Annotated in this window: 13 protein-coding genes and 1 tRNA gene; 8 read left to right on the top strand and 6 right to left on the bottom strand. The window is 65.4% G+C overall.

Going from position 1 to position 19930, the window contains the following annotated elements; genetic code table 11:
• The first annotated feature begins 113 nt into the window (after positions 1 to 113).
• On the top strand, positions 114 to 2987 hold the full coding sequence (topA, locus tag QC765_RS10285) for a type I DNA topoisomerase (RefSeq protein WP_278314344.1): 2874 nt from the start codon (positions 114 to 116) through the stop codon (positions 2985 to 2987).
• Between the two features lie 81 nt (positions 2988 to 3068).
• Here topA and QC765_RS10280 read toward each other — a convergent pair whose 3' ends face one another.
• Positions 3069 to 4688, bottom strand: coding sequence for an adenylate/guanylate cyclase domain-containing protein (locus QC765_RS10280; protein ID WP_278314343.1), 1620 nt, complete (start codon positions 4686 to 4688; stop codon positions 3069 to 3071).
• A gap of 118 nt (positions 4689 to 4806) precedes the next feature.
• On the opposite strand from QC765_RS10280, the gene QC765_RS10275 reads away from it, so the two are divergent.
• The 3 genes from QC765_RS10275 (at position 4807) to QC765_RS10265 (ending at position 8015) form a co-directional block, all read left to right on the top strand.
• The gene (locus tag QC765_RS10275) at positions 4807 to 6018 is read left to right on the top strand and encodes a DNA polymerase III subunit delta' (protein ID WP_278314342.1); all 1212 of its coding nucleotides are present in this window, start codon (positions 4807 to 4809) and stop codon (positions 6016 to 6018) included.
• 105 nt (positions 6019 to 6123) lie between these two features.
• Positions 6124 to 6196 (top strand) — tRNA-Thr (locus QC765_RS10270).
• Between the two features lie 1639 nt (positions 6197 to 7835).
• Complete coding sequence (locus QC765_RS10265) at positions 7836 to 8015, top strand: hypothetical protein (protein WP_278314341.1); 180 nt, start codon at positions 7836 to 7838, stop codon at positions 8013 to 8015.
• 798 nt (positions 8016 to 8813) lie between these two features.
• On the opposite strand, the gene QC765_RS10260 is transcribed toward QC765_RS10265, so the two are convergent.
• Together QC765_RS10260 and QC765_RS10255 are read right to left on the bottom strand one after the other, a co-directional pair.
• Entirely contained in the window at positions 8814 to 9704 is an 891-nt protein-coding gene (locus QC765_RS10260; RefSeq protein WP_278314340.1) for a DUF4747 family protein, read from the bottom strand.
• A gap of 1048 nt (positions 9705 to 10752) precedes the next feature.
• Positions 10753 to 11076 (bottom strand): hypothetical protein, encoded by a 324-nt coding sequence (locus QC765_RS10255; protein ID WP_278314339.1) that lies wholly within the window; start codon positions 11074 to 11076, stop codon positions 10753 to 10755.
• A 327-nt stretch (positions 11077 to 11403) separates the two neighbouring features.
• Between QC765_RS10255 and QC765_RS10250 the strand changes: the two genes are divergently transcribed.
• Positions 11404 to 11670 (top strand): hypothetical protein, encoded by a 267-nt coding sequence (locus QC765_RS10250; protein ID WP_278314338.1) that lies wholly within the window; start codon positions 11404 to 11406, stop codon positions 11668 to 11670.
• A gap of 101 nt (positions 11671 to 11771) precedes the next feature.
• Positions 11772 to 12101 carry a hypothetical protein gene (locus QC765_RS10245; RefSeq protein ID WP_278314337.1) on the top strand — a complete coding sequence of 110 codons (330 nt, stop codon included), beginning with the start codon at positions 11772 to 11774 and terminating at the stop codon, positions 12099 to 12101.
• A gap of 145 nt (positions 12102 to 12246) precedes the next feature.
• On the opposite strand, the gene QC765_RS10240 is transcribed toward QC765_RS10245, so the two are convergent.
• A complete protein-coding gene (locus QC765_RS10240; protein ID WP_278314336.1) occupies positions 12247 to 12444 on the bottom strand; it encodes a CsbD family protein in 198 nt (65 codons plus the stop codon).
• A 294-nt stretch (positions 12445 to 12738) separates the two neighbouring features.
• Here QC765_RS10240 and QC765_RS10235 point away from each other — a divergent pair, with 294 nt between their 5' ends.
• Together QC765_RS10235 and QC765_RS10230 are read left to right on the top strand one after the other, a co-directional pair.
• On the top strand, positions 12739 to 13485 hold the full coding sequence (locus QC765_RS10235) for a GntR family transcriptional regulator (RefSeq protein WP_278314462.1): 747 nt from the start codon (positions 12739 to 12741) through the stop codon (positions 13483 to 13485).
• Complete coding sequence (locus QC765_RS10230; protein WP_278314335.1) at positions 13482 to 14729, top strand: MFS transporter; 1248 nt, start codon at positions 13482 to 13484, stop codon at positions 14727 to 14729. Before QC765_RS10235 ends, QC765_RS10230 begins: the two co-directional genes overlap by 4 nt.
• Here the strand turns inward: QC765_RS10230 and QC765_RS10225 are convergent.
• Positions 14698 to 15990, bottom strand: a complete 1293-nt coding sequence (locus QC765_RS10225) for a M1 family metallopeptidase (RefSeq protein ID WP_278314461.1) — start codon at positions 15988 to 15990, stop codon at positions 14698 to 14700. The genes QC765_RS10230 and QC765_RS10225 overlap by 32 nt on opposite strands.
• 61 nt (positions 15991 to 16051) lie before the next feature.
• Entirely contained in the window at positions 16052 to 19927 is a 3876-nt protein-coding gene (locus tag QC765_RS10220; RefSeq protein ID WP_278314460.1) for a Pls/PosA family non-ribosomal peptide synthetase, read from the bottom strand.
• Between the last annotated feature and the right edge of the window lie 3 nt (positions 19928 to 19930).

Genomic DNA, 19930 nt, shown 5'->3' with positions numbered 1-19930 from the left:
TGGCAGACAGGTTGCGGCATGAACGGCACTGCCTGTGTCAGTGTTGAGTGACAGCGTTGAACGGCAGCGTTGAATGACATCCTTGCAGGAATTCAGAAAGGTACGAGCGTCAGGTGGCAGCACGCGGAAGTGGCACGGCGAATGGTTCGGCGCGCTCCGGGAAGCCGGCGGCAACCCGGCGCCTGGTGATCGTGGAGTCGCCCACCAAGGCAAAGAAGATTGCCTCCTACCTGGGCGCGAACTACGTCGTCGAGTCGTCGCGCGGGCATATCCGCGACCTGCCCAAGGGCGCGGCGGATGTTCCTGCCCGCTACAAGGGCGAGCCGTGGGCGCGCCTCGGCGTGAACGTCGATGCTGACTTCGAGCCGCTGTATGTCGTCAGCGCGGACAAGAAATCCACCGTCACCGAGCTCAAGAGCCTGCTGAAGGATGTCGACGAGCTCTACCTCGCCACAGATGGTGACCGCGAGGGCGAGGCCATCGCCTGGCACCTCCTCGAGACGCTCAAGCCGAAGATCCCCGTCCGGCGCATGGTGTTCCACGAGATCACCGAGTCCGCGATCCGCGCCGCCGCCGAGAATCCCCGCGACCTCGATACCGATCTCGTTGATGCCCAGGAGACACGCCGCATAGTCGACCGCCTCTACGGCTACGAGGTCAGCCCGGTGCTGTGGAAGAAGGTCATGCCGAAGCTGTCGGCAGGCCGCGTGCAATCCGTTGCCACGCGCATCATCGTGCAGCGCGAGCGCGAGCGCATGCGGTTCCGCTCCGCGAGCTTCTGGGACATCGCCGCCACCCTCGATGCCGGGGAAAGCGCTTCACCGCGCGCCTTCGGAGCCAAGCTCAGCGCCGTGGATGGGGCGCGGGTGGCCACAGGCCGTGACTTCGGCCCCGATGGCAAGCGCAAGAACTCCGATAACGTCATCGTCCTCGATGAGGCACACGCGAACCGTCTCGCCGACGCGCTCGCCGGTGTCGGGCTCGTCGTCACCTCCGCCGAGGAGAAGCCCTACACGCGCAAGCCGTACGCGCCGTTCATGACCTCGACCCTGCAGCAGGAAGCTGGACGGAAGCTGCGATTCTCGGCGGACCGCACCATGCGCACCGCGCAGCGGCTCTACGAGAACGGCTACATCACCTACATGCGTACCGACTCGACGACCCTGTCCGAGTCCGCCATCACCGCAGCCCGCAACCAGGCCCGGGAGCTCTACGGGCCCGAGTACGTCTCGCCCTCGCCCCGCCAGTACACCCGCAAGGTCAAGAACGCGCAGGAAGCGCACGAGGCCATCCGCCCATCCGGCGAATCGTTCCGCACGCCGGGCCAGCTCAGCCGCGTGCTCGAGCAGGATGAGTTCCGGCTGTACGAGCTCATCTGGCAACGCACCGTCGCCTCCCAGATGGCCGACGCCAAGGGAACCACGCTGAGCCTGCGCATCACCGGCACGGCCGCCACCGGCGAGGAGTGCACCTTCAGCTCCTCGGGGCGCACCATCACCTTCCCCGGCTTCCTCAGCGCCTACGTCGAGACGGTCGATGATGAGTCCGGCGGCCAGGCCGACGACGAGGAACGCCGTCTGCCCCGGCTTGCCGAGGGCCACGCCGTCAACGCCGACAAGCTCTCCCCCGAGGGCCACACCACGAATCCACCGTCACGCTTCACCGAGGCGTCGCTGGTGAAGAAGCTCGAGGAGGAAGGCATCGGCCGACCCTCCACCTATGCGTCGATCATCAAGACCATCCAGGACCGCGGCTACGTCTACAAGAAGGGCAGCGCGCTCGTCCCCTCCTGGGTCGCGTTCTCCGTCGTCGGGCTGCTCGAGCAGCACTTCGGCCGCCTCGTTGACTATGACTTCACCGCCTCCATGGAGGATGACCTCGACGCCATTGCTGAGGGCCGCCAGGGCCGCTCCCATTGGCTCGGCGCGTTCTACTTCGGCGACGACACCAGCGCGGAAGGAACGCTCGCCCGACTCGGTGGCCTCAAGAAGCTCGTCGGAGTCAACCTCGAAGGCATCGACGCGCGCGAGATCAACTCCATCAAGCTGTTCACCGACAGCGAGGACCGGGACATCTTCGTGCGCGTCGGCCGGTTCGGCCCCTATCTCGAGCGCACCGTCACCAGCGACAGCGGCGAACCGAAGTCCCAGCGCGCCAACCTTCCCGACGACCTTCCTCCGGACGAGCTCACCCTCGAGATCGCCGAGAAGCTCTTCGCGACCCCCCAGGAAGGCCGCAGCCTCGGCACCGACCCCGAGACCGGGCACGAGATCGTCGCCAAGGAAGGCCGTTTCGGCCCCTACGTCACCGAGATCGTCCCCGACAGCGACGAGTCCACCAAGAAGAAGCCCAAGCCGCGCACCGGGTCGCTGTTCAAGTCCATGGACATCGCCACCGTCACCCTTGACGACGCTCTGACGTTGCTCTCCCTGCCTCGCGTCGTGGGCAGCGATCCCGAGACTGGCACCGAGATCACCGCGCAGAACGGTCGCTACGGCCCGTACCTCAAGAAGGGCACCGACTCCCGCTCGCTCGCCACCGAGGACCAGATCTTCAGCGTCACTCTCGACGAGGCAGTCAAGATCTACGCCGAGCCGAAGCGACGCGGGCGCCAGGCCGCAGCGCCGCCACTCCGCGAGGTAGGCGACGATCCCGCGAGCGGCAAGCCGATGGTGATCAAGGACGGCCGGTTCGGCCCCTACGTCACCGATGGCGAGACCAACGCGAGCCTCCGCAAGGGCGACGAGGTCGAATCCCTCACCGTTGAGCGGGGGGCCGAGCTGCTCGCCGACCGGCGTGCCCGCGGGCCAGCGAAGAAGACCACCAAGAAGGCTCCCGCGAAGAAGGCCGCTGCCAAGAAGGCGCCCGCGAAGAAGGCCGCTGCGAAGAAGACTGCGACCAAAACAGCTGCGAAGAAGTCCACCGCTAAGAAGGCGCCGGCCAAGAAAGCCCCGGCGAAGAAGGACGCCCCGCCTGCCGAGGAATAGCGGCAGAGGAATAGCGGGGAAAGGGCGGCCGGGCACGCACAGCTTTCCGGCGACTGCCGCCGGGAGGGAAGTCGTTGCCGGCTAGAGCGGTGGCTCCTGCGCAGCGCCACTGCCCGCGGCATCATCCGTAGAAGTGGGGCCCCGGCCCGGCGCGGCCAGCTCGCTCGCCACCCCCCGCCCCCGGAGTTCCACCGACCGCACGATCGTCCACTTCTCGGCCTCGTCCGGATGCGCCCGCTCCACCGCTACCGACGAGGCCAGCACCGCCCCCGGCTCGTCCTTCGCAAGCTCCGTGATCCGGGCCGCCTCGTTCACCGGATCACCGATCACTGTGTACTCCAGGCGATGCGCGGCACCGATGTTGCCCGCCACTACCGTGCCCGCAGCAACCCCGATCCCAAACCCGACCGGCGCATCGTCGCTGCCCGCGAGCAGCACATACGGCAATCGCTGCGCCAGCTCTCGCGCTGCACCCAGTGCCGCGGCCGCCGGATCCGGATGCTCCAGCGGCGCGCCGAAAACCGCCAGCACAGCATCACCGAGGAACTTGTTCACTAGCCCATCGAAGCGGTCGATCACCTCCACCGCGACGCGGAAGAACTCATTGAGCAACGTCACGATCTCCGCCGGATCCCGCCGCGTGGCCAACGTTGTCGATCCCACCAGGTCAACGAACAGCACCGCCACGAAGCGCTCCTCGCCACCGAGCCGCACGCCGTCGTTCAATGCTCGCCGCGCCACATCGGTGCCGACGTAGCGCCCGAAGACCTCCCGGATCTGCTCCCGCTCCGCCAGCGACCGCACCATCTCGTTGAAGCCCGCCTGCAACTGGCCCAGCTCTGTCGCGTCGAAGATCCGCACCGGGGTATCGAATCGCCCCGCCTCGACCCGCCGCAGCGCGGACCGCAACTGCGCGATCGGATCCGCGATGGCGCTCGACGTCAGCTTCGTCACCACGAAGCTCGCCACCACCAGGGCCGCGCACAACGCCATGATCGAGGTCAGCACCGCGCTCGTGTCCGCCACGAGGCTGCCTGTCAACGCGGAGTTCGTGACCACCAGAATCCCTGCGACGGGAACCAGGACGCTCACCGCCCACCCCACTAGCAGGCGGCTCGATACGCTCGGCGGATGCCGGAGGCTCGCGTCGCCCACCGCCATCGCCGCCGCGTGCACCGGCCGCAGCACTCGCTCCGCGAACAAGTACCCCACCGCGCACGCTGTCGCCCCGCCAATAACTACCGTCACCGACGTGATCACCACTAGCTCCACCGACTGCGCCGTCGACACCACGAAGATGACGCCGCCGACCAGCCAGAACGCCGCGTAGACCCAGGTCAGCAGCTGCGGGATCTTCAAGGCCCGATCCCGCGCCACGAGCCCCCGCGCGCCATCCCCAGGGTCTTGCTGCCACACGATCACCGGCAACGCCAGCCACCACGCCACCACCGTGCTCACCACTGCCGTGAAGACCAGGTATGCCAGGAAGGGGCCAAGCCGCTCCGCATCGAGCAGCTCGACCAGCCGCACCGCGTCCCCGCCCGGCAGGAGGAACTGCAGGAAGCCAAACACGAACACCGCGCCCGCTACGTTCGCTACCTGCATGCCCGTCGCGTACAACGGCCACGGCCGCGCGACCGATCCCCGCGCGACAACCATGACGGACTCCCGCGCCCCAGCCAATGAATTCCGCGCACCCATGACCACGATCCTCGCGCATCCCCGCCGCCAGCGGTAACCACTTGGCGGTAACCACTCACCCAGCCAGTAACCACCCAGCCAGTAACCACGAGAGCGGCCACAGCGCTACGCTGCCCTTGTGGCAGCAGTGTTCGACAAACTCCTCGGCCAGGACAACGCCATCGGCGAGCTCCTGGCCGCATCCACCGATGCCCGTCGCAGCACGCGCGGCAGCGCCAGCCCCGGGCACTCCGCCATGACCCACGCCTGGTTGTTCACCGGACCGCCTGGCTCCGGCCGCTCCATCGCTGCCCTCTGCCTCGCCGCGGCCCTGCAATGCACCAGCCCCGACGAGCCCGGCTGCGGGCACTGCGCCGCCTGCACGAGCACGCTCGAGGGAAACCACTCCGACGTGCGGCGCATCATCCCCGAGGGCCTCAGCATCGCCACCGCCGAGATGCGCGCCATCGTCCGCACCGCAGCGCGCCGCCCCAGTGTCGGAGCCTGGCACATCATCATCATCGAGGACGCCGACCGGCTCACGGAGGGCGCCGCCAACGCGCTGCTCAAGATGGTCGAGGAACCGCCCACCCACACCGTCTTCATGCTGTGCGCCCCGTCCCCGGACCCGCACGACATCGCCGTCACCCTCCGCTCCCGCTGCCGGCTCATCACCCTCACCACCCCGAGCACCACCGCCATCGCTGAGGCCCTCGAGGCGCGCGAACACCTCGATCCCGAGACCGCCCACTGGGCCGCCGCCATCTCCGCCGGGCACATCGGCCGGGCCCGCCGGCTCGCCACCGATGAGCAAGCCCGCCACCGGCGCGCGACCGTCCTCGCGATGCCGCCGACGCTCGACCGCCCCGCCGCTGCCATCAACGCGGCCGACACCCTCCTCGCCACGGCCACCGAGGACGCCAAGACCCTCACCACCGAGATCGATGCCCGGGAGACCGAGGAACTACGCACCGCGCTCGGAGCAGGAGGTACCGGCAAGGGGGCTGCCGGAGCGCTCCGCGGTTCCGCAGGAGTGCTCAAGGAACTCGAGCGCAAGCAGAAGTCGCGCGCTACCCGTGCGATCCGCGACGCGCTCGACCGTGCCCTGATCGATCTCGCCGGCTACTACCGCGACGCGCTGCTTGCCAGCATTGGCACCACCATCGGCCCCATCCATCCCGACAAGTCCGAGGACATCGCTCAGCTCGCCCGGACCACCCGCCCCGAGACGCTGCTGCATTGCATCGACGCGATCCTCCACTGCCGCGACACCCTCGCCACCAACACGAAGCCAGAGCTGGCCATCACCGCCATGCTCACTACCATCAGCGAGCACATGCGCCAGGGATGATGCGGGACGGGGGAGGGCTTGCAAGCCGCCCGGATGACCAGCATGTTTTCCAAACCCCGCGCGTACCCGCTAGACTGCACAACGCCGAGGCGCACGCCCCGGCACGCCGCCTTAGCTCAGTCGGTAGAGCGCTTCACTCGTAATGAAAAGGTCGGGGGTTCGATTCCCCCAGGCGGCTCACGGAAAGCCCCAGGTCAAACAGTGTTTGACCTGGGGCTTTTGGCATTCTCGGGTCGAAGCCGTGTGTGATCAGGTTGTGGTAACTATTGGTCCAACGCTCCAAAGGCAGATATCGCTTGCCGGTCTGGAACATGCCGCGGTATCTGCACCGTTTGCGCCCTGGTTCAGCCTTGGGGGTGTGCAGGTACGGCGGTGCCCCCTGCTTGCAGGCATGCCAGCAAGCGCACGAACGACCGAAACGTGCTGTGGTCGGCCACTAAAGGAGATCACGCCAAGACTGACGGAGGTCCCTGCAAGTGAAATGAATGCGCGACTAGTCGGCAGTGTGGCTACGCTCATCGAGGGAAGTTCAATGACTCAGTGGTGGCAGATAGCGATACCATCCGCGTATGCAGTTGGGGGTGGATCAGCTACTGTCTGGTGGCAGGGCCGCAACGATAGCTCGATGCTGCGGATAGAGCTAGAACTAATCGCGAAGGTGCCTCTGGAAGGATTCGAGCATGAGAAGTAGGCCCGGCTTCTCGACGCAAGGCCTGTGCATCATTGACGTAGACCTGATCGAACTTGAACTTGTGTCGGCAGGAAGACGTTGAATCCTGGCAAGGGCACCAGAGCCATAGAAGCCCAAGGTTTGTCGCGATGACGTGGTTCGTCAATAACAATCTGTCGGACGGCCCAGATATGCTGTCGTCACTGGGTAAGTAAACTGCCAGGGTATGCCGACTAAGTGGACCAATACATTGCGCAGAGTTACCATTCTATGGTTCTGCGGGCCGGTGCTTCATGTCAATTAGATTGGCTACTGGATTGCTCACACAAAATTAATAAGTTGGACGCTATAATCGCGTCTATTTCAACCTCCAGTCTCGTCATAGTTTTCGTACCGGTTATTATTGGATATTGGGTGGCCAGTGAGCGCAGAAGAGTTGACGTGAACCGACTCGAGCGTGGGTCCGCAACTTTTCTAGAGGTACCGAAACTCCAACAGTGTCGTGCTACAAGGCAAGGAAAGGTCGGATGATTCGCAGCGTGTAGCTGGCAATGGTGAGATTGAACGTGCGGTGAAAATCGAAGAAGGTCAAAACCTCGAAGGCCTAGGCATTTTTCAGGGGTTCACACAGAAATTGGACAGTGATACAGGGTTTGACTGGGCGCGTTAGACGACTGTCTGCAATCTCGGACGGTTGAGTATTCCGACTGTGGAGCGCCTGCTTCGAATATTCTAGAAAGCCCCCAGTAATCAAGATCAGTAGCCAACGATATGGTACGGAAACTCTTTGTCAGTACTGGTACCCGTGCTTGAAAGCCGACCGCAGAATCACCGCAACTGTTTTGTTCCAGTAATCTCCGTTTCGCCCATCGGTCCTGGCGATCCAAAACGCGCATAAGTCGGCGTGCCTACCCCGGAGGTGAACTGAAGTCCGCAGTTCGAGTGAAAACTGGATCCGGCTACGTCGCCGGCCAAGCTGCAACGGCCATTTCGGGAGTGTCGATCGCCAACTAAGCGCGCATGCAGTACGTTGCCGGCCAGTCAAATATTATTCTCGATAGATCTTCCTTGACCCAGCAACGGTAATAGAACTGTCCTCGCGGGTTAGATATGTGATGTCCGATGTGCGTACACCAATGAAACTTCATTGATCGAACTGATCCTGCGCCTGATCGTCCGGACCGGGAGCAGTTTCACTCATACGGATGCCGTGTCAGCTGCAAAAAAATGTTGCTACAAATTACAGGCGATGTTTGATAACAGCCAACAGGTCCTTAGCCTGTACGGTCAGGCCGCCAAAGAATTTATGGAGGTGTCGACATCCTGACTGGTAGCGGTTTCCGACGACCACCGAGTCACGATTGAAGTTGAGTGCGATGCTGTGGAGGAGATAGATTTCACCAGTCCGCGCCTACGACGTGAGCGAGACTCGCGCCTTTGAATCGAGAACTGCAGAAATTGGTGACGAGTTTTGATTGAATCGCTTTGCCGATGTGCTGGCGGTCACGCGCCTGAATCTGCCACACCTTAGATGTCGATGGCGGGCACGCACATTATGTTAGGTGTGATGACACCCTGCGCACATGATTGAACGGGATCGAACTACTCGGCATCTTTTCGCCTCTGCTCGCGGGCGAGGCGCATGCTCTCCTCTTTGATTGCCTTGACCCGAGAAGCGCGAGCCTGGTGTCTCCGTGTAACACGGCCAAGCGATATGGACCCCAGGATGCAATAGATCGTGCCACCTAAGATCACTGAAAGAAGAATCGCCACAACGACCCTCGACAAAGTTTCATATAAGACGATAGTAAATATCGACAGCAATGCTAGTGCGTAACCCGTGATCATTACGATCCAATATGGCTTCGATGCTCGACGTTCGTTGATGTCTACAGTTCGAACGAGCTCGCCGTATTCGGTTTTATGAAGAAAGTCGCTTAGCCAGCGCATTCCGATCGTCCAGCTAGCTGCGATCGTAGCGCATGTCGTGGCCGACCCGATCAGATAGGGCCGAGCGTCGATAAGTTCACGAGTGCTAGGGATTACGAATACTGCAAAGGTTATGCCGCACAGCACGGCTAAGGCTGCGTCCCACTCGTTGAGCAGACGCTTGAACAAGCTGGGACTACCCGACGTACGCGTCATCTTCTGGCTCCAGGGGTGCCACGCTTGATGTCTTCGGGAGGTAGTCGATCCCCGACTTAAGCTCGGCCAGGGGGGCCTCTTGGCCGCCTTGGCCATACGACTTTACGCGCGCTGGTATCCGTGACGCGGCTCGCTTCGCCTTAGTCCAGATCGATTCGTTTCCTTCCTCGTCGATACCCGTGAGTGTGGCTTTTCCGTAACCGCGTAAGACATGATCCATAGCCTGTTCGAATGGATCTGACGTTGTGGAGACGCCGTCGTCTGCAGATTCCGACCCAGTCAATCGAATATATTCGACATTCAGCCCCTCGATTAGGGTTTCAACTATCTGGTCGTCATGATAGCTAGGATTCGGGCGTTCAAGCCTGAAGTCGAAGCGAGTCACACGCGTCGTACTCTTGCGCCAGTCCTCGTATTCAATGTCCTGAACGTAAGGGTCCAGTTTCCACCTATAAAGTCGTGTTGCATCAGATGACATCAATTCTGAAAAGGCTCGAATGAATGTCTGCTCGCGAACTAGGCTGGAAATGAGCTGGTAGGTTATAAGCCCGTTGCGGTTTAGATAGAATGGTACGACAACGCCCGAGGGGGCTTGGCCTCGAACAAAGTTTTTAGTTTCGGTGTCGAAAAAGAGTGTGTCGACCTCGTTGCTATTGACGAACCCGATTTTTCCGTACCAGCCCTCCCCGTCGTCTTCCAGGATGCGCGAGAGCGTCCAGCGTCGCTTGTATATCTCCAGTTGCCGACCTGGCTGCCAGCTTTGCTTGACTGCGTCAGATACTGTGAGTGGCGCCTCAAGGCCCTCGAAACTGACTCTTGCAAAACCGAGAATGTATAGCGCCTGCTTGGCATTTTCGGTTTGATCAGTCATGCGCCTAGCCCCTTCGTCGACAACGGGTCACCTGCTGTCAGGGTATCCCAAGGACGCCAGTTTGTGCCCCTTTCATCCTAACCTTCGTTTGTGCCTGGTGCGAAACATGGTGCGCGGACGAGCAGCGGCGTCCCACAAGAATGCCCACACCGATCACTCGATGTGGGCGATTCTAGTCAGAACAGGCCGGTGCCTGTAGTGCCGATGCGCGGGGAGTTCTGACTAGGAGGGCGGCGAGGTGCTCGTCAGGCGTTAGATTGCCTGGAACAAGCGCGTCGCGCGTCGTGATGTCGGAGCCTGCACTGTGGAGAGCGTCGTATGGATGCAAGGCGGATTCGAAGATGGTGTGCGCAGCGTGGGGGCTAGCCGCCTCGAGTCGGGCTAGGCGTCATAGGCGGTGTGGTTCTTGGCTCAAATCTTGGAGCGAGAATTAATCGTTGGCGCACCGCCGCAACGATTGCTAGCGCCTTACGCGTAGTGTAGTCGTTGCTTGCACATAGGGACACGTGTAGCTCGCGGGGTGCCGTGCTGAGTATCTCGATTACCTCGTGTGTAGTCAGGGCCTGAATGTCTTGCTGCTGTCGGCGTGCAATTCTGGTAGGGTGGCAGAGCAGCAGCAAAGATCCTTCGTCTGATACTTCGCCCTCTATTGTGAGCAATCAGCTGGAATTTGGCAGCAGGTCGTTCGGCCGGCGTCATAGATTCATTAGCGCAATCGATCTAATGGACGCATTTCTATCCCATTTAGCTGGCGAATTGCATCTTACGAAGGATTTGGTCGACTAGTGCCGGGCGGACGCGCCCTAACTTGGCGCTAGTTTTGCCTTGGAAGGTAGTGCGCCAATGTTATTGCATGGTTTGTTCTAGGCGTGATAGAAGAGCCTGTATTGCCGCTGGCAGGCGGTTTGAGCCCCCTGGCGCCCTTGTCGTATGCAAGGGTCTTGAGACTGGTTGGGCCGACGTGCGAAAGTCTGGCGTAGGCGAAGCTCATCCTTTAGCGGTGCCGGGCCGCCCGAGTCGTGGGCGAGCGCGGCAGCAGGCCTTGGCGCTATACCGGGCTGGACTCGGTCGAGCTATCGAGGTCGGCGTCCCTGATCGGGATGTCCTTGTTCTCCTCGACCGCGCAGAAGGTGATGATGATGAGCACCGCGGCATCGACCGCGGCCTCGCTCTCGGCGGTGTCGGTCTCCCCGGGCTCGTCTGATCCCTCCCGCAGGAACTCCGCAGCGGTCTCTCGTTTCTCGGTATTGCTCTGCTCGTTGAAGCTCGCGCAGGTCACGTCGCCGCCCGTCTCTGTGCCGCAACCGATCGCAGCGAGGAGGAGCGCCCCAGCGGTGGCAGCACCCCGGAATACGCGGGTGGAGGATCTCATGTCCCGCTCCTTTTCTTTGCCGAGGGGCGCGGCTGCCCCCTGGTGGCGCGGCTCGCGTTCCTATACGGGTCATACCCGCTGGGAAACCAGGTCAAACGTGTGCAGCAGGGCTGCCCGGTACCGTGGCGCGCGACCAGGGGCGGGTTTGAACCAGAGTGGTGCGGGTAGCCAGGGCTTGCACGATGAGCGGCCGCTTCGGCAGCCGGAGCGCACGGTCATGGCGAGGGCTCTACGCCGCCGGGAAGCGATCCGGCTCTGCTCCGCACCGCACCAGGCCGGAGCGACTGCTTGGACACTGCCTGTGTGGGCGGAAGGACGGCGAGCTAGATGAGCGGGAATGGCAATAGCAAGGACGACCGGAACCGCGACGAGGGCGGTCGAGGGGAGCCAAGCAACCAGAAGGATCAGGTCAAGGAGCAGAAGGACCAGGAGCAGTGGAACGAGAGCAACGACACTGGCAATGAGCTATCCGCTGAGGTGGATGACTTGGAGGAGGGCATCATCGACGAGCGGGAGCGCGAGGGAGCAAGTGGCAACCTGAGCGAGCGCGCGGATGTGAAGCCGGTTCGCTCGGAAGACGACGCTCCTGAATGACGGATGCTCCTGAATGTCAGCGCACCCGATGAGGAAAAGGATCCAAGATGGCGGCTAGAGAACTCCTGAGCGCCCCTCGCGCAGCGAGAGCGGTGGGATGCATGACGTTGGCCTACAGCATCGCCGTGCTGCTCCGGCCGAAGGTGCTGGCGGCACCCTGCGGGCTGGTGGATGACGCACAGGAAGTGCCTCGGCCGGTGGAGATGACAGTACGAGCCGTCGCGGCGCGGGATGCGGCGATGGCGGTCGCGATGGTCCTCGCTCCCGCCGGGCCTGCCCTGCGCTTGGCGACGGGGGCACGGGCCGCCTCCGATTTCGCGGACGCGGTGATCTTCGGTGCTGGGCTGGAGCCTCGCGATCAGGCGATGAAGGTCGCGGGTGTCGCGGCTGCATGGGGCGCTCTCAGCGTGGCCTGCCTGGCCCGAATGTGAGCGCCCAAATGTGAGCGCGGTGGCCATGTGAGTCCGGTCGCTCTGCCGTGGTTGTTTCGCGCAGCGAGAGGCTTTCAGCAATCAAGCGCCTACCGCAGCAAAAAGCGGAGCCACCGTGGTGCAGTGGCTCCGCCTTTGCTGTCTCTTACTCGCGGATTGTGCGCTTGCCCTTCTCGGCAGCGTCGCTCACGTGGTCCTTGGCCTGCTTGGCCTGGCCCGCGGCCTTCTCGGCAGCGCCTTCGCGCTCGGTGCGCGGGTTATCAGTGGCGCGGCCGGCTGCCTTCTTGGTCTCGCCCTTGAGCTCTTGGCCCTTGTGGCGCAGCTTGTCCATGAACTTGGCCATTTTTGCCTCCTTATTGCTTGGTTGTCCTCCCCCTGATCAAAGGGTGCCCACTGTGGCGCTGGCTAAACCTAGCGACCATCGTTCGTGAAGAACTGGCCCCGCGGACGGTGGCTGGATCTGCACGATCGGTGCCGGCTGCGAGGGCCGCCGCGACCCCGCCCACGCTGCGCGATACCGCGAGCAGGCGTATAAATACATCTTGTGTCTATGTTGTATCCCGGATCTCCTGGCGGTCCCCCAGGGCCTGCCCGCGACCGCCCCGAACCCCTGGCCGCTGCCGACCACGCGCGCGGGATGGGCGGGGTGCAATCCGCGGCGGACCGCGTGTACCTGGCGGTCAAGGAGCAGATCATCACAGGAACTCTCGCTGGTGGCGAGCTGCTCAGCGAAGGTGATGTAGCACGCGAGCTGGGGGTCTCCCGCACGCCAGTGCGCGAGGGCTTCCTGCGCCTGCAATCGGAGGGGTGGATGCGCCTGTTCCCGAAGCGGGGCGCGCTGGTGGTCCCGGTGGCGCCTGGCGAGGCGGAGTCGGTTGTCGAGGCGCGGTTCCTGGTGGAGGTCCAGGCGGTGCGCCGGTTGGCGGCGGAGCCGGATCGGCGATCGGACGTCGTACAACGCCTGCAGCACGTGATGGCGCGGATGCGCGATGACGCGCGGACGGGGGATGTGGCCGCGTTCAGCGCGGGTGACGCCCTGTTCCATGGCGCGATCGTGGGCGCGCTGGGAAATCCGCTGCTCGAGGGCTTCTACGCGACGTTGCGGGACCGGCAGCGGCGCATGTCGCACCAGTCGGTGATGTCGCGGGAGCAGGCCGCGAGGGACATCCTCGCTGATCATGGCGCGCTGGTCGATGCGATCCGGCAGGGCGATGCGGAGCGGTATGCCGATCGGGTATGGCGGCATATGCGGACGGTGCATCGCTTGCCGCCGCGGTCGCGCCCGGATCAGTGCGGACAGGCGCGCCAGTCTGGCACCGCGAGTCCCAGCGACACCACCGGCAGCACTCCGAGCACATCGAGCAGCGAGGAGCCGGGCTCATGACGGGCACGAGCAGCAATCCGGACCACCGCTTCTGGGTCCCTGTCGCGGTGTCCTTGTTCGCTATCGCGTGGGGCGGGAACGAGTTCACGCCGCTGCTGACGATGTATCGCCTGGACCAGGGGTTCTCTGACGTCGTGGTGGATACGTTGTTGTTCGCGTATGTGCTGGGGATCGTTCCGGCGTTGCTCCTGGGCGGGCCACTATCGGATAGATGGGGGCGCCGGGCGCTGATGGTGCCTGCCCCGCTGGTGGCGATCGCAGGCTCTGCAGTGCTGGCGGCGGGCTCGGATCATGCAGCCGTGCTGATCGGGGGCCGCTTGCTGTCCGGGGTGTCGCTGGGACTGGCGATGGCCGTGGGCGGCAGTTGGTTGACTGAGCTGTCGCGCGCGCCGTTCGAGCCAGGTGCGGCGGCGGGGGCTGGCCCGCGGCGGGTGGCGATGTCGTTGACCGCCGGATTCGGTGTGGGCGCTGGGGTGGCGGGCGTGCTGGCTGAGTGGGGGCCGTGGCCGAGCGGCTTCCCGTATCTCTTCCACATCGTGGTGACAGCCGCCGGGTTCGTGTGGTTGCTGGGGGTCCCGGAGACGCGGGTGGATATCCCAGCGGACAAGCGGACAGCTCCGTTGCGGGAGGATCTGCGGATCCCGTCGGTGGCGCACCGGCGCTTCTGGCTGGTGGTGGTGCCGCTCGCGCCGTGGGTGTTCGGCGCGGCAGCATCGGCGTACGCCATCTTGCCGGCGTTGATGTCGGAGCGGGTGTCCTCGGCGCCGATCGCGTTCTCGGCGTTGCTGTGCCTCATCGCGCTCGGCTGTGGCTTTGGCATCCAGGCGCTGGGTCGGCGGATCGATCGCCCGGGTTCGGCGCGGTCGTCGATCACGGCGTTTGGCTTGTTGATCGTGGCGCTGCCGCTGGCGGCATGGGCGTCATTGACCCTGTCGATCCCGGTGGTGGTGCTGGCGGCGGCAGTGCTGGGCATGGGCTACGGCATGGCTCTGGTGTCGGGCTTGCTGGAGGTGCAGCGGATCGCCACCCCGGATGACCTGGCGGGGCTCAACGCGGTGTTCTATTCGCTCAGCTATCTGGGGTTCGCGGTTCCGGTGACGATGGCGGTGGCGTCGTCGTGGCTGAGCTATCCGGTGATGTTCCTGGTGGGCATGACGGTGGCGGTGATGTGCTTGCTGCTGGTGCTTCTGGGTTCTCGGCGGCCGCGCGCAGTCAAGGAAGGTTGGGAAGAGGTTTCCGGGTGAGCCACTCGTTCCACATCCCGTCGAGGTCATGGCGGGTGTAGTTGCTGGCGAGCTCGGTGAAGTTCTGCGTGGTGACGGTGCCGAAGCGGTGCCGGGTGGTCCAGTCCTGCAGCAGCGAGAAGAAGGCGTCGTCGCCGATGCGGCAGCGCAGGGAGTGCAGGGCGAGGGCGCCCCGCTTGTAGACGCGGTCGTCGAAGAGGTTGCGGGGGCCGGGATCGGTGAGGACCAGATCCTTGGGGCTGCTGTCGAGCTTGGTCCAGTAGTGCTCGGCCCATTCCTTGGCGGTGGGGCCGTCGCTGTGCTCGGACCAGAGCCATTCGGCGTAGCAGGCAAACCCTTCGTGGAGCCAGATGTCCTTGTGCTGGGCGGCGGTGACGCTGTTGCCGAACCACTGGTGGGCGAGCTCATGCGCGATGAGGCGCTCGGAGCCGCGGCTGCCGTCGCAATGGTTGGCGCCGAAGATGGACAGGCATTGCGCCTCGAGGGGGATCTCGAGCTCGTCCTCGGTGACGACGACGGTGTAGGAGGGGAACGGGTAGGGCCCGAACATGCTGATGAAGGTGGTCATCATGTCGCGCTGCCGGGCGAAGTCATGGTCGAATCGGCGGCGCAGCAGCGGCGGTACTGCTGCCTTGATGAGCACGGGCGTGGCGGCGACGGTGTGCGTGGTATATCGGCCGATATGCACGGTCGCGAGGTAGGGCGACATCGGCTCGGGCTGGTCGTAGACCCAGGTGGTGGTCCCGGCGCTGGACTTGCGGCTGACCAGCGTGCCGTTGGCGAGCGCCTGGTAGGTCGATTCGGTGGTGATGGAGATGCGATACGACGCCTTGGCGCTGGGGTGGTCGTTGCACGGGAACCAGGTGCATGCCCCGTTGGGCTGGTTGGCAGTGATGGCGCCCTCGGTGAGCTCCTCCCAGCCGATGCTGCCGAACATGTTGTCGAGCGGCTTGGGGTGCCCGGCGTAGCGCACGTCGATGCGGACCAGATCGCCGCGCCGGATGGTCCCGGCGAGCTTGATGCGCAGCTTGTTGTCGCGATGAGTGAACTTGATGACCCCGGCGTCGTTGACCTTGACCTTGGTGACCCTTAGAGCCGATCCGAGGTCGAGGGCGATGGTATTGAGGTCCTCGGAGGCCGTGGCGGTGACGAGCGCGTGGCCCTCGAGCCGGTTGGTGGTGACGCGGTAGGAGAGGGCGAGGTCGTAGCGGCATACGTGGTAGCCAGTGTTCCCACTGGTGGGGAGGTAGGGGTCGAGCATGTTCCTGGACTTGCCGTTCACCGGTGCGTCCTTCCTGAGGTTTGGTTCCCCGTGGGTGTCGTCAGGTGGCCGTGGTCCATGGCGCGATGGGATTGCCGCGCCATCTGCTCGAGGGCGGGACGGCATCGCCGCGCATCACCAGTGATGCGGGTCCCACTGTCGCGCTGTCGCCGAGCGATGCGGCGGGCAGGACGACGCTATGCGGCCCTAGGGTGGCGCCGTTGCCGAGGGTGACGGGTCCGACGCTCATCACGCGATCATGGAAGAGGTGGGTCTGCACCACGCTGCCCCGGTTGACCGTGGCCCCATCGCCGAGGGTGACAAGGTCTGCCTCGGGCAGCCAGTATGTCTCGCACCATGCGCCGCGGCCGATCGAGGCGCCCATGCCGCGCAGCCAGGCGTTGCCCACCAGTGTGCCCATGCAGGTGCGCAAGCACCAGGGGGCGGCCACCATCTCGGTGAACGTATCGGCAAGCTCGTTGCGCCAGACGAAGCTGCTCCACAAGGGGGTCTCATGCTCGCGGATGCGTCCGACCAGTGCTTTTTTCGCCACGATGGTAGCGATGCCGGCGAGCGCCGCGGCCAGGGCAAGCATGGGGCCGGCGAGGAGCAGCGCGGCCACGGTGCCGTATCGATCGAGCGCGAGGACGAGTGTGGCGAGCACCATGCTGCCGAGCAGGAACGTCACGATCACGGGCACGATGCGGCCGAGCTCGACAATGGCGCGGAGCACGCGCAGGCGGGCCGGTGGGGCGTAGGTACGGGATTCGGTGTCGCCGGGGCGCGAGGGGCGGCGCAGCTTCACCGGCGGACTACCCAGCCAGGAGGAGCCGCGCTTGGCCTTGCGGGGCGCGGTGGAGAGCACCGCGACCAGGCCATTCTTGGGGACCTTGCGGCCCGGGCTGGCCATGCCGGAGTTGCCGAGGAAGGCGCGCTTGCCGACCTTGGTGTGGCCGATGCGCACCCAGCCGCCGCCGAGCTCGTAACCGGCGACAAGGGTGTCGTCGGCGAGGAACGCGCCATCGTTGATGGTGGTGAACTTTGGCAGCAGCAGCACTGTCGATGCCTCGACGTTCTTGCCGACGCGGGCCCCGAGAAGGCGCAGCCACAGGGGAGTAAGGACGCTCGCGTAGAGGGGGAACAAGAAGGTGCGCGCGGAGTCGGCCAAGCGCTCCGTGGCCCAGGCCTGCCAGCCGGCGCGGCTGCGCACGGGATAAGTGCCGGGGCGCAGGCCGATCGCGAGGATCCGGATGGCGACGACGATCAGCACCGCGAACGTGACCATGGACAGGACCGCTGCCGCCGGTGCCCAGAGCACGAGGGGGCCAATGGCCTCGGTGGGAGTGCTGGCGGCCTCGAGGACGGGGACGAGGAGAAGCAGCGCGGGCACGAGCGCGGCGAGCGGGAACGCGGCGAGCACTACAGCGGTGACGCCGTACGCGGGCCCCCAGCGGCGCCCGGGCGGGGGCGGGCTAGCGGGCCAGTCGTTGCGTGGCTTGCCCGTCTGGTGCGCGGGCGAACCGCCCCAGCGCTGTCCGGAGGGAACGATGCCGGAGACCGCGGAACCCGCTTCGATCTCGGAGCCCTTGCCGATGCGCGTGCCTGGGAGGAGCGCGGTGCGTGCTCCGATGGTCGCCCGCCTGCCGATCGCGATGCTGCCGATGTGGACGGTGTCGCCGTCCACCCAGTAGCCACTGAGGTCGGTCTCGGGCTCGATCGCTGCGCGGGCTCCGACAGTCAGCATTCCGGTGATCGGCGGGGCGGTGTGCAGGCTGACGTGCTTGCCGATGCGGGCGCCGAGCATCCTGGCGTAGAGCGTCATCCAGGGGGCGCCGGAGAGATTGGTGGCACCCACGGTCTCGGCGATCCGTTCGGCCAGCCACAGGCGCAGGTGCACGCTGCCCCCGCGTGGATAGGTGCCGGGCTCGAGGCCAGCGAGGAGCATCCGGGCTGATCCGGCGCTGACCATGATGCGACCTGGCGGGGTCAGCAGCAGCGCTACGAGGAGCGCGAGCGCGGGCCAGGGCACGCTGGGCAGCCAGTCGGCGCTCGCGAAGTGGCCTAGCATCGTGGAGGCCAGCGCGGCCCACGTTGTCCAGATCGCGCCGGAAAGCGCGAACGGCACCGCGAGCAATGCGGCCTGGATGAGCTGGCTGCGCCGTGGTTGCGGGGCCACGGGACGATGCTGGGCCGCGATGGCGGGAGCCTGCGCGCCGAGGTGCGCCGCAAGCTCGCCGAGGCGATGATGCTCGTAGAGCTCGGCCACCGTCAGGGCGGGGAACTGCTCGCGCAGCCGCGAGACGAGCTGCGCCGCGGTGAGGGAGCTGCCGCCGAGGGCAAAGAAGTCATCGTCGATGCGCGTCACCTCGGCGCCGAGGACGGATTCCCACGCCTCGGCCATCCAGGCTTCCAGGCCCGTAAGGGTATCGGCGTGGCCCGTGGTGCTCGTGGACGGCAGCGGCCACGGCAGCGCGGCGCGGTCTACTTTGCCGGAGGTGCGCACCGGCAGGTCGGGCAGGACGGCAAGGCGCGGCACGAGCGCCGCCGGGAGGCGCTCAGCCAGCCTGGCCCGCGCATCCGCCATGTCGAGCTCGGCGCCGCCGGTGGTGAGGTAGCCGACCAGGACGGGGGTGCCCGATTGCGATCGCTGTACCGTGCTCGCGGCAGCGACCACCCCGGGCAGGTCCTGCAGCAGGGTATCGATCTCGCCGAGCTCGACGCGTCGGCCACCGATCTTCACCTGGTCGTCCGCGCGCCCGTGGAAGAGGAGCCCGGTGCCGTCGAACGAGACCAGATCGCCGCTGCGGTAGGCGCGCTGCCAGCCCAGCGACTCGAGCGGGGCGTACTTCTCGCGGTCCTTGTCCTGGTCGAGGTAGCGGGCGAGGCCGACGCCACCGATGACAAGCTCGCCCGGTGTGCCGGGGGAAACCGGCTGGCCACTGGTATCGACGATCGCGAGGTCCCAGCCGTCGAGTGGCAGCCCGATGCGGATCGGTTCGCCGGGCACCAGGGGCGCCGCGCACGCGACGACGGTGGCCTCGGTGGGGCCGTAGGTGTTCCAGATCTCCCGCCCAGGCGCGGCCAGCCTGCTCACGAGCTCGGGCGGGCATGCCTCGCCGCCGAAGATGAGCAGCCGCACCGCGGCGAGCGCATCGCTCGACCACAGCGCGGCCAGGGTGGGCACGGTCGAGATGGCGGTGATGCGCTGCTCGATGAGCCATGGGCCGAGCTCCTCGCCGCTTCGTACCAGGGCGCGGGGCGCGGGCACGAGGCAAGCGCCATTGCGCCAGGCCAGCCACATCTCCTCGCACGAGGCATCGAAGGCCACCGAGAGCCCGGCGAGCACGCGATCGCCGGGGCCCAGGGGCTCGGGGCGCAGGAACAGGCTGGCCTCGGCATCGACGAACGCCGCCGCATTGCGGTGCGTGACGGCCACGCCCTTGGGCAGGCCGGTGGAGCCGGAGGTGAAGATGATCCACGCGTCGTCCGAAGCGCGGGGCGGCTGCAGCCGGGACAGGCGCCGCACACGGCGGGCGGGGATCCCCTCATCGGTGATGATGGTGGCCACTCCGGCCTCGCGGAAGACCGTCTCGGCGCGCTCGTCGGGGTCATCGGCGTCCACGGGCACATAGGCGGCCCCGGCGGCCAGCACGCCCAGGATGGTGAGGTACAGCTCGGCGGTGCCGGAGGAACGGCGCACGCCTACCCGGTCGCCACGCTCGATGCCGTGCTTGTGCAGCGCGCGGGCACGATCACCCACCTCGGCGATCAGCTCCGCATAGGTGTAGGTGACATCCATGGCCTCGATGGCGGGCGCGCCGGGGTACTCGGTGGCGGTCGCGTGCAGGATGTCGAGGAGCGTGCGCGGCGCGGGGGCGCGTCGCTGCGCGCGCAGCAGGTCGGGGGTCCCGGTGCCTCGGGGATCGGTGTGGTCCAGGGT

Source organism: Hoyosella levis (assembly GCF_026008515.1).
GTDB classification, from domain to species: domain Bacteria; phylum Actinomycetota; class Actinomycetes; order Mycobacteriales; family Mycobacteriaceae; genus Lolliginicoccus; species Lolliginicoccus levis.
This window is presented reverse-complemented; position numbering and strand designations above follow the sequence as displayed.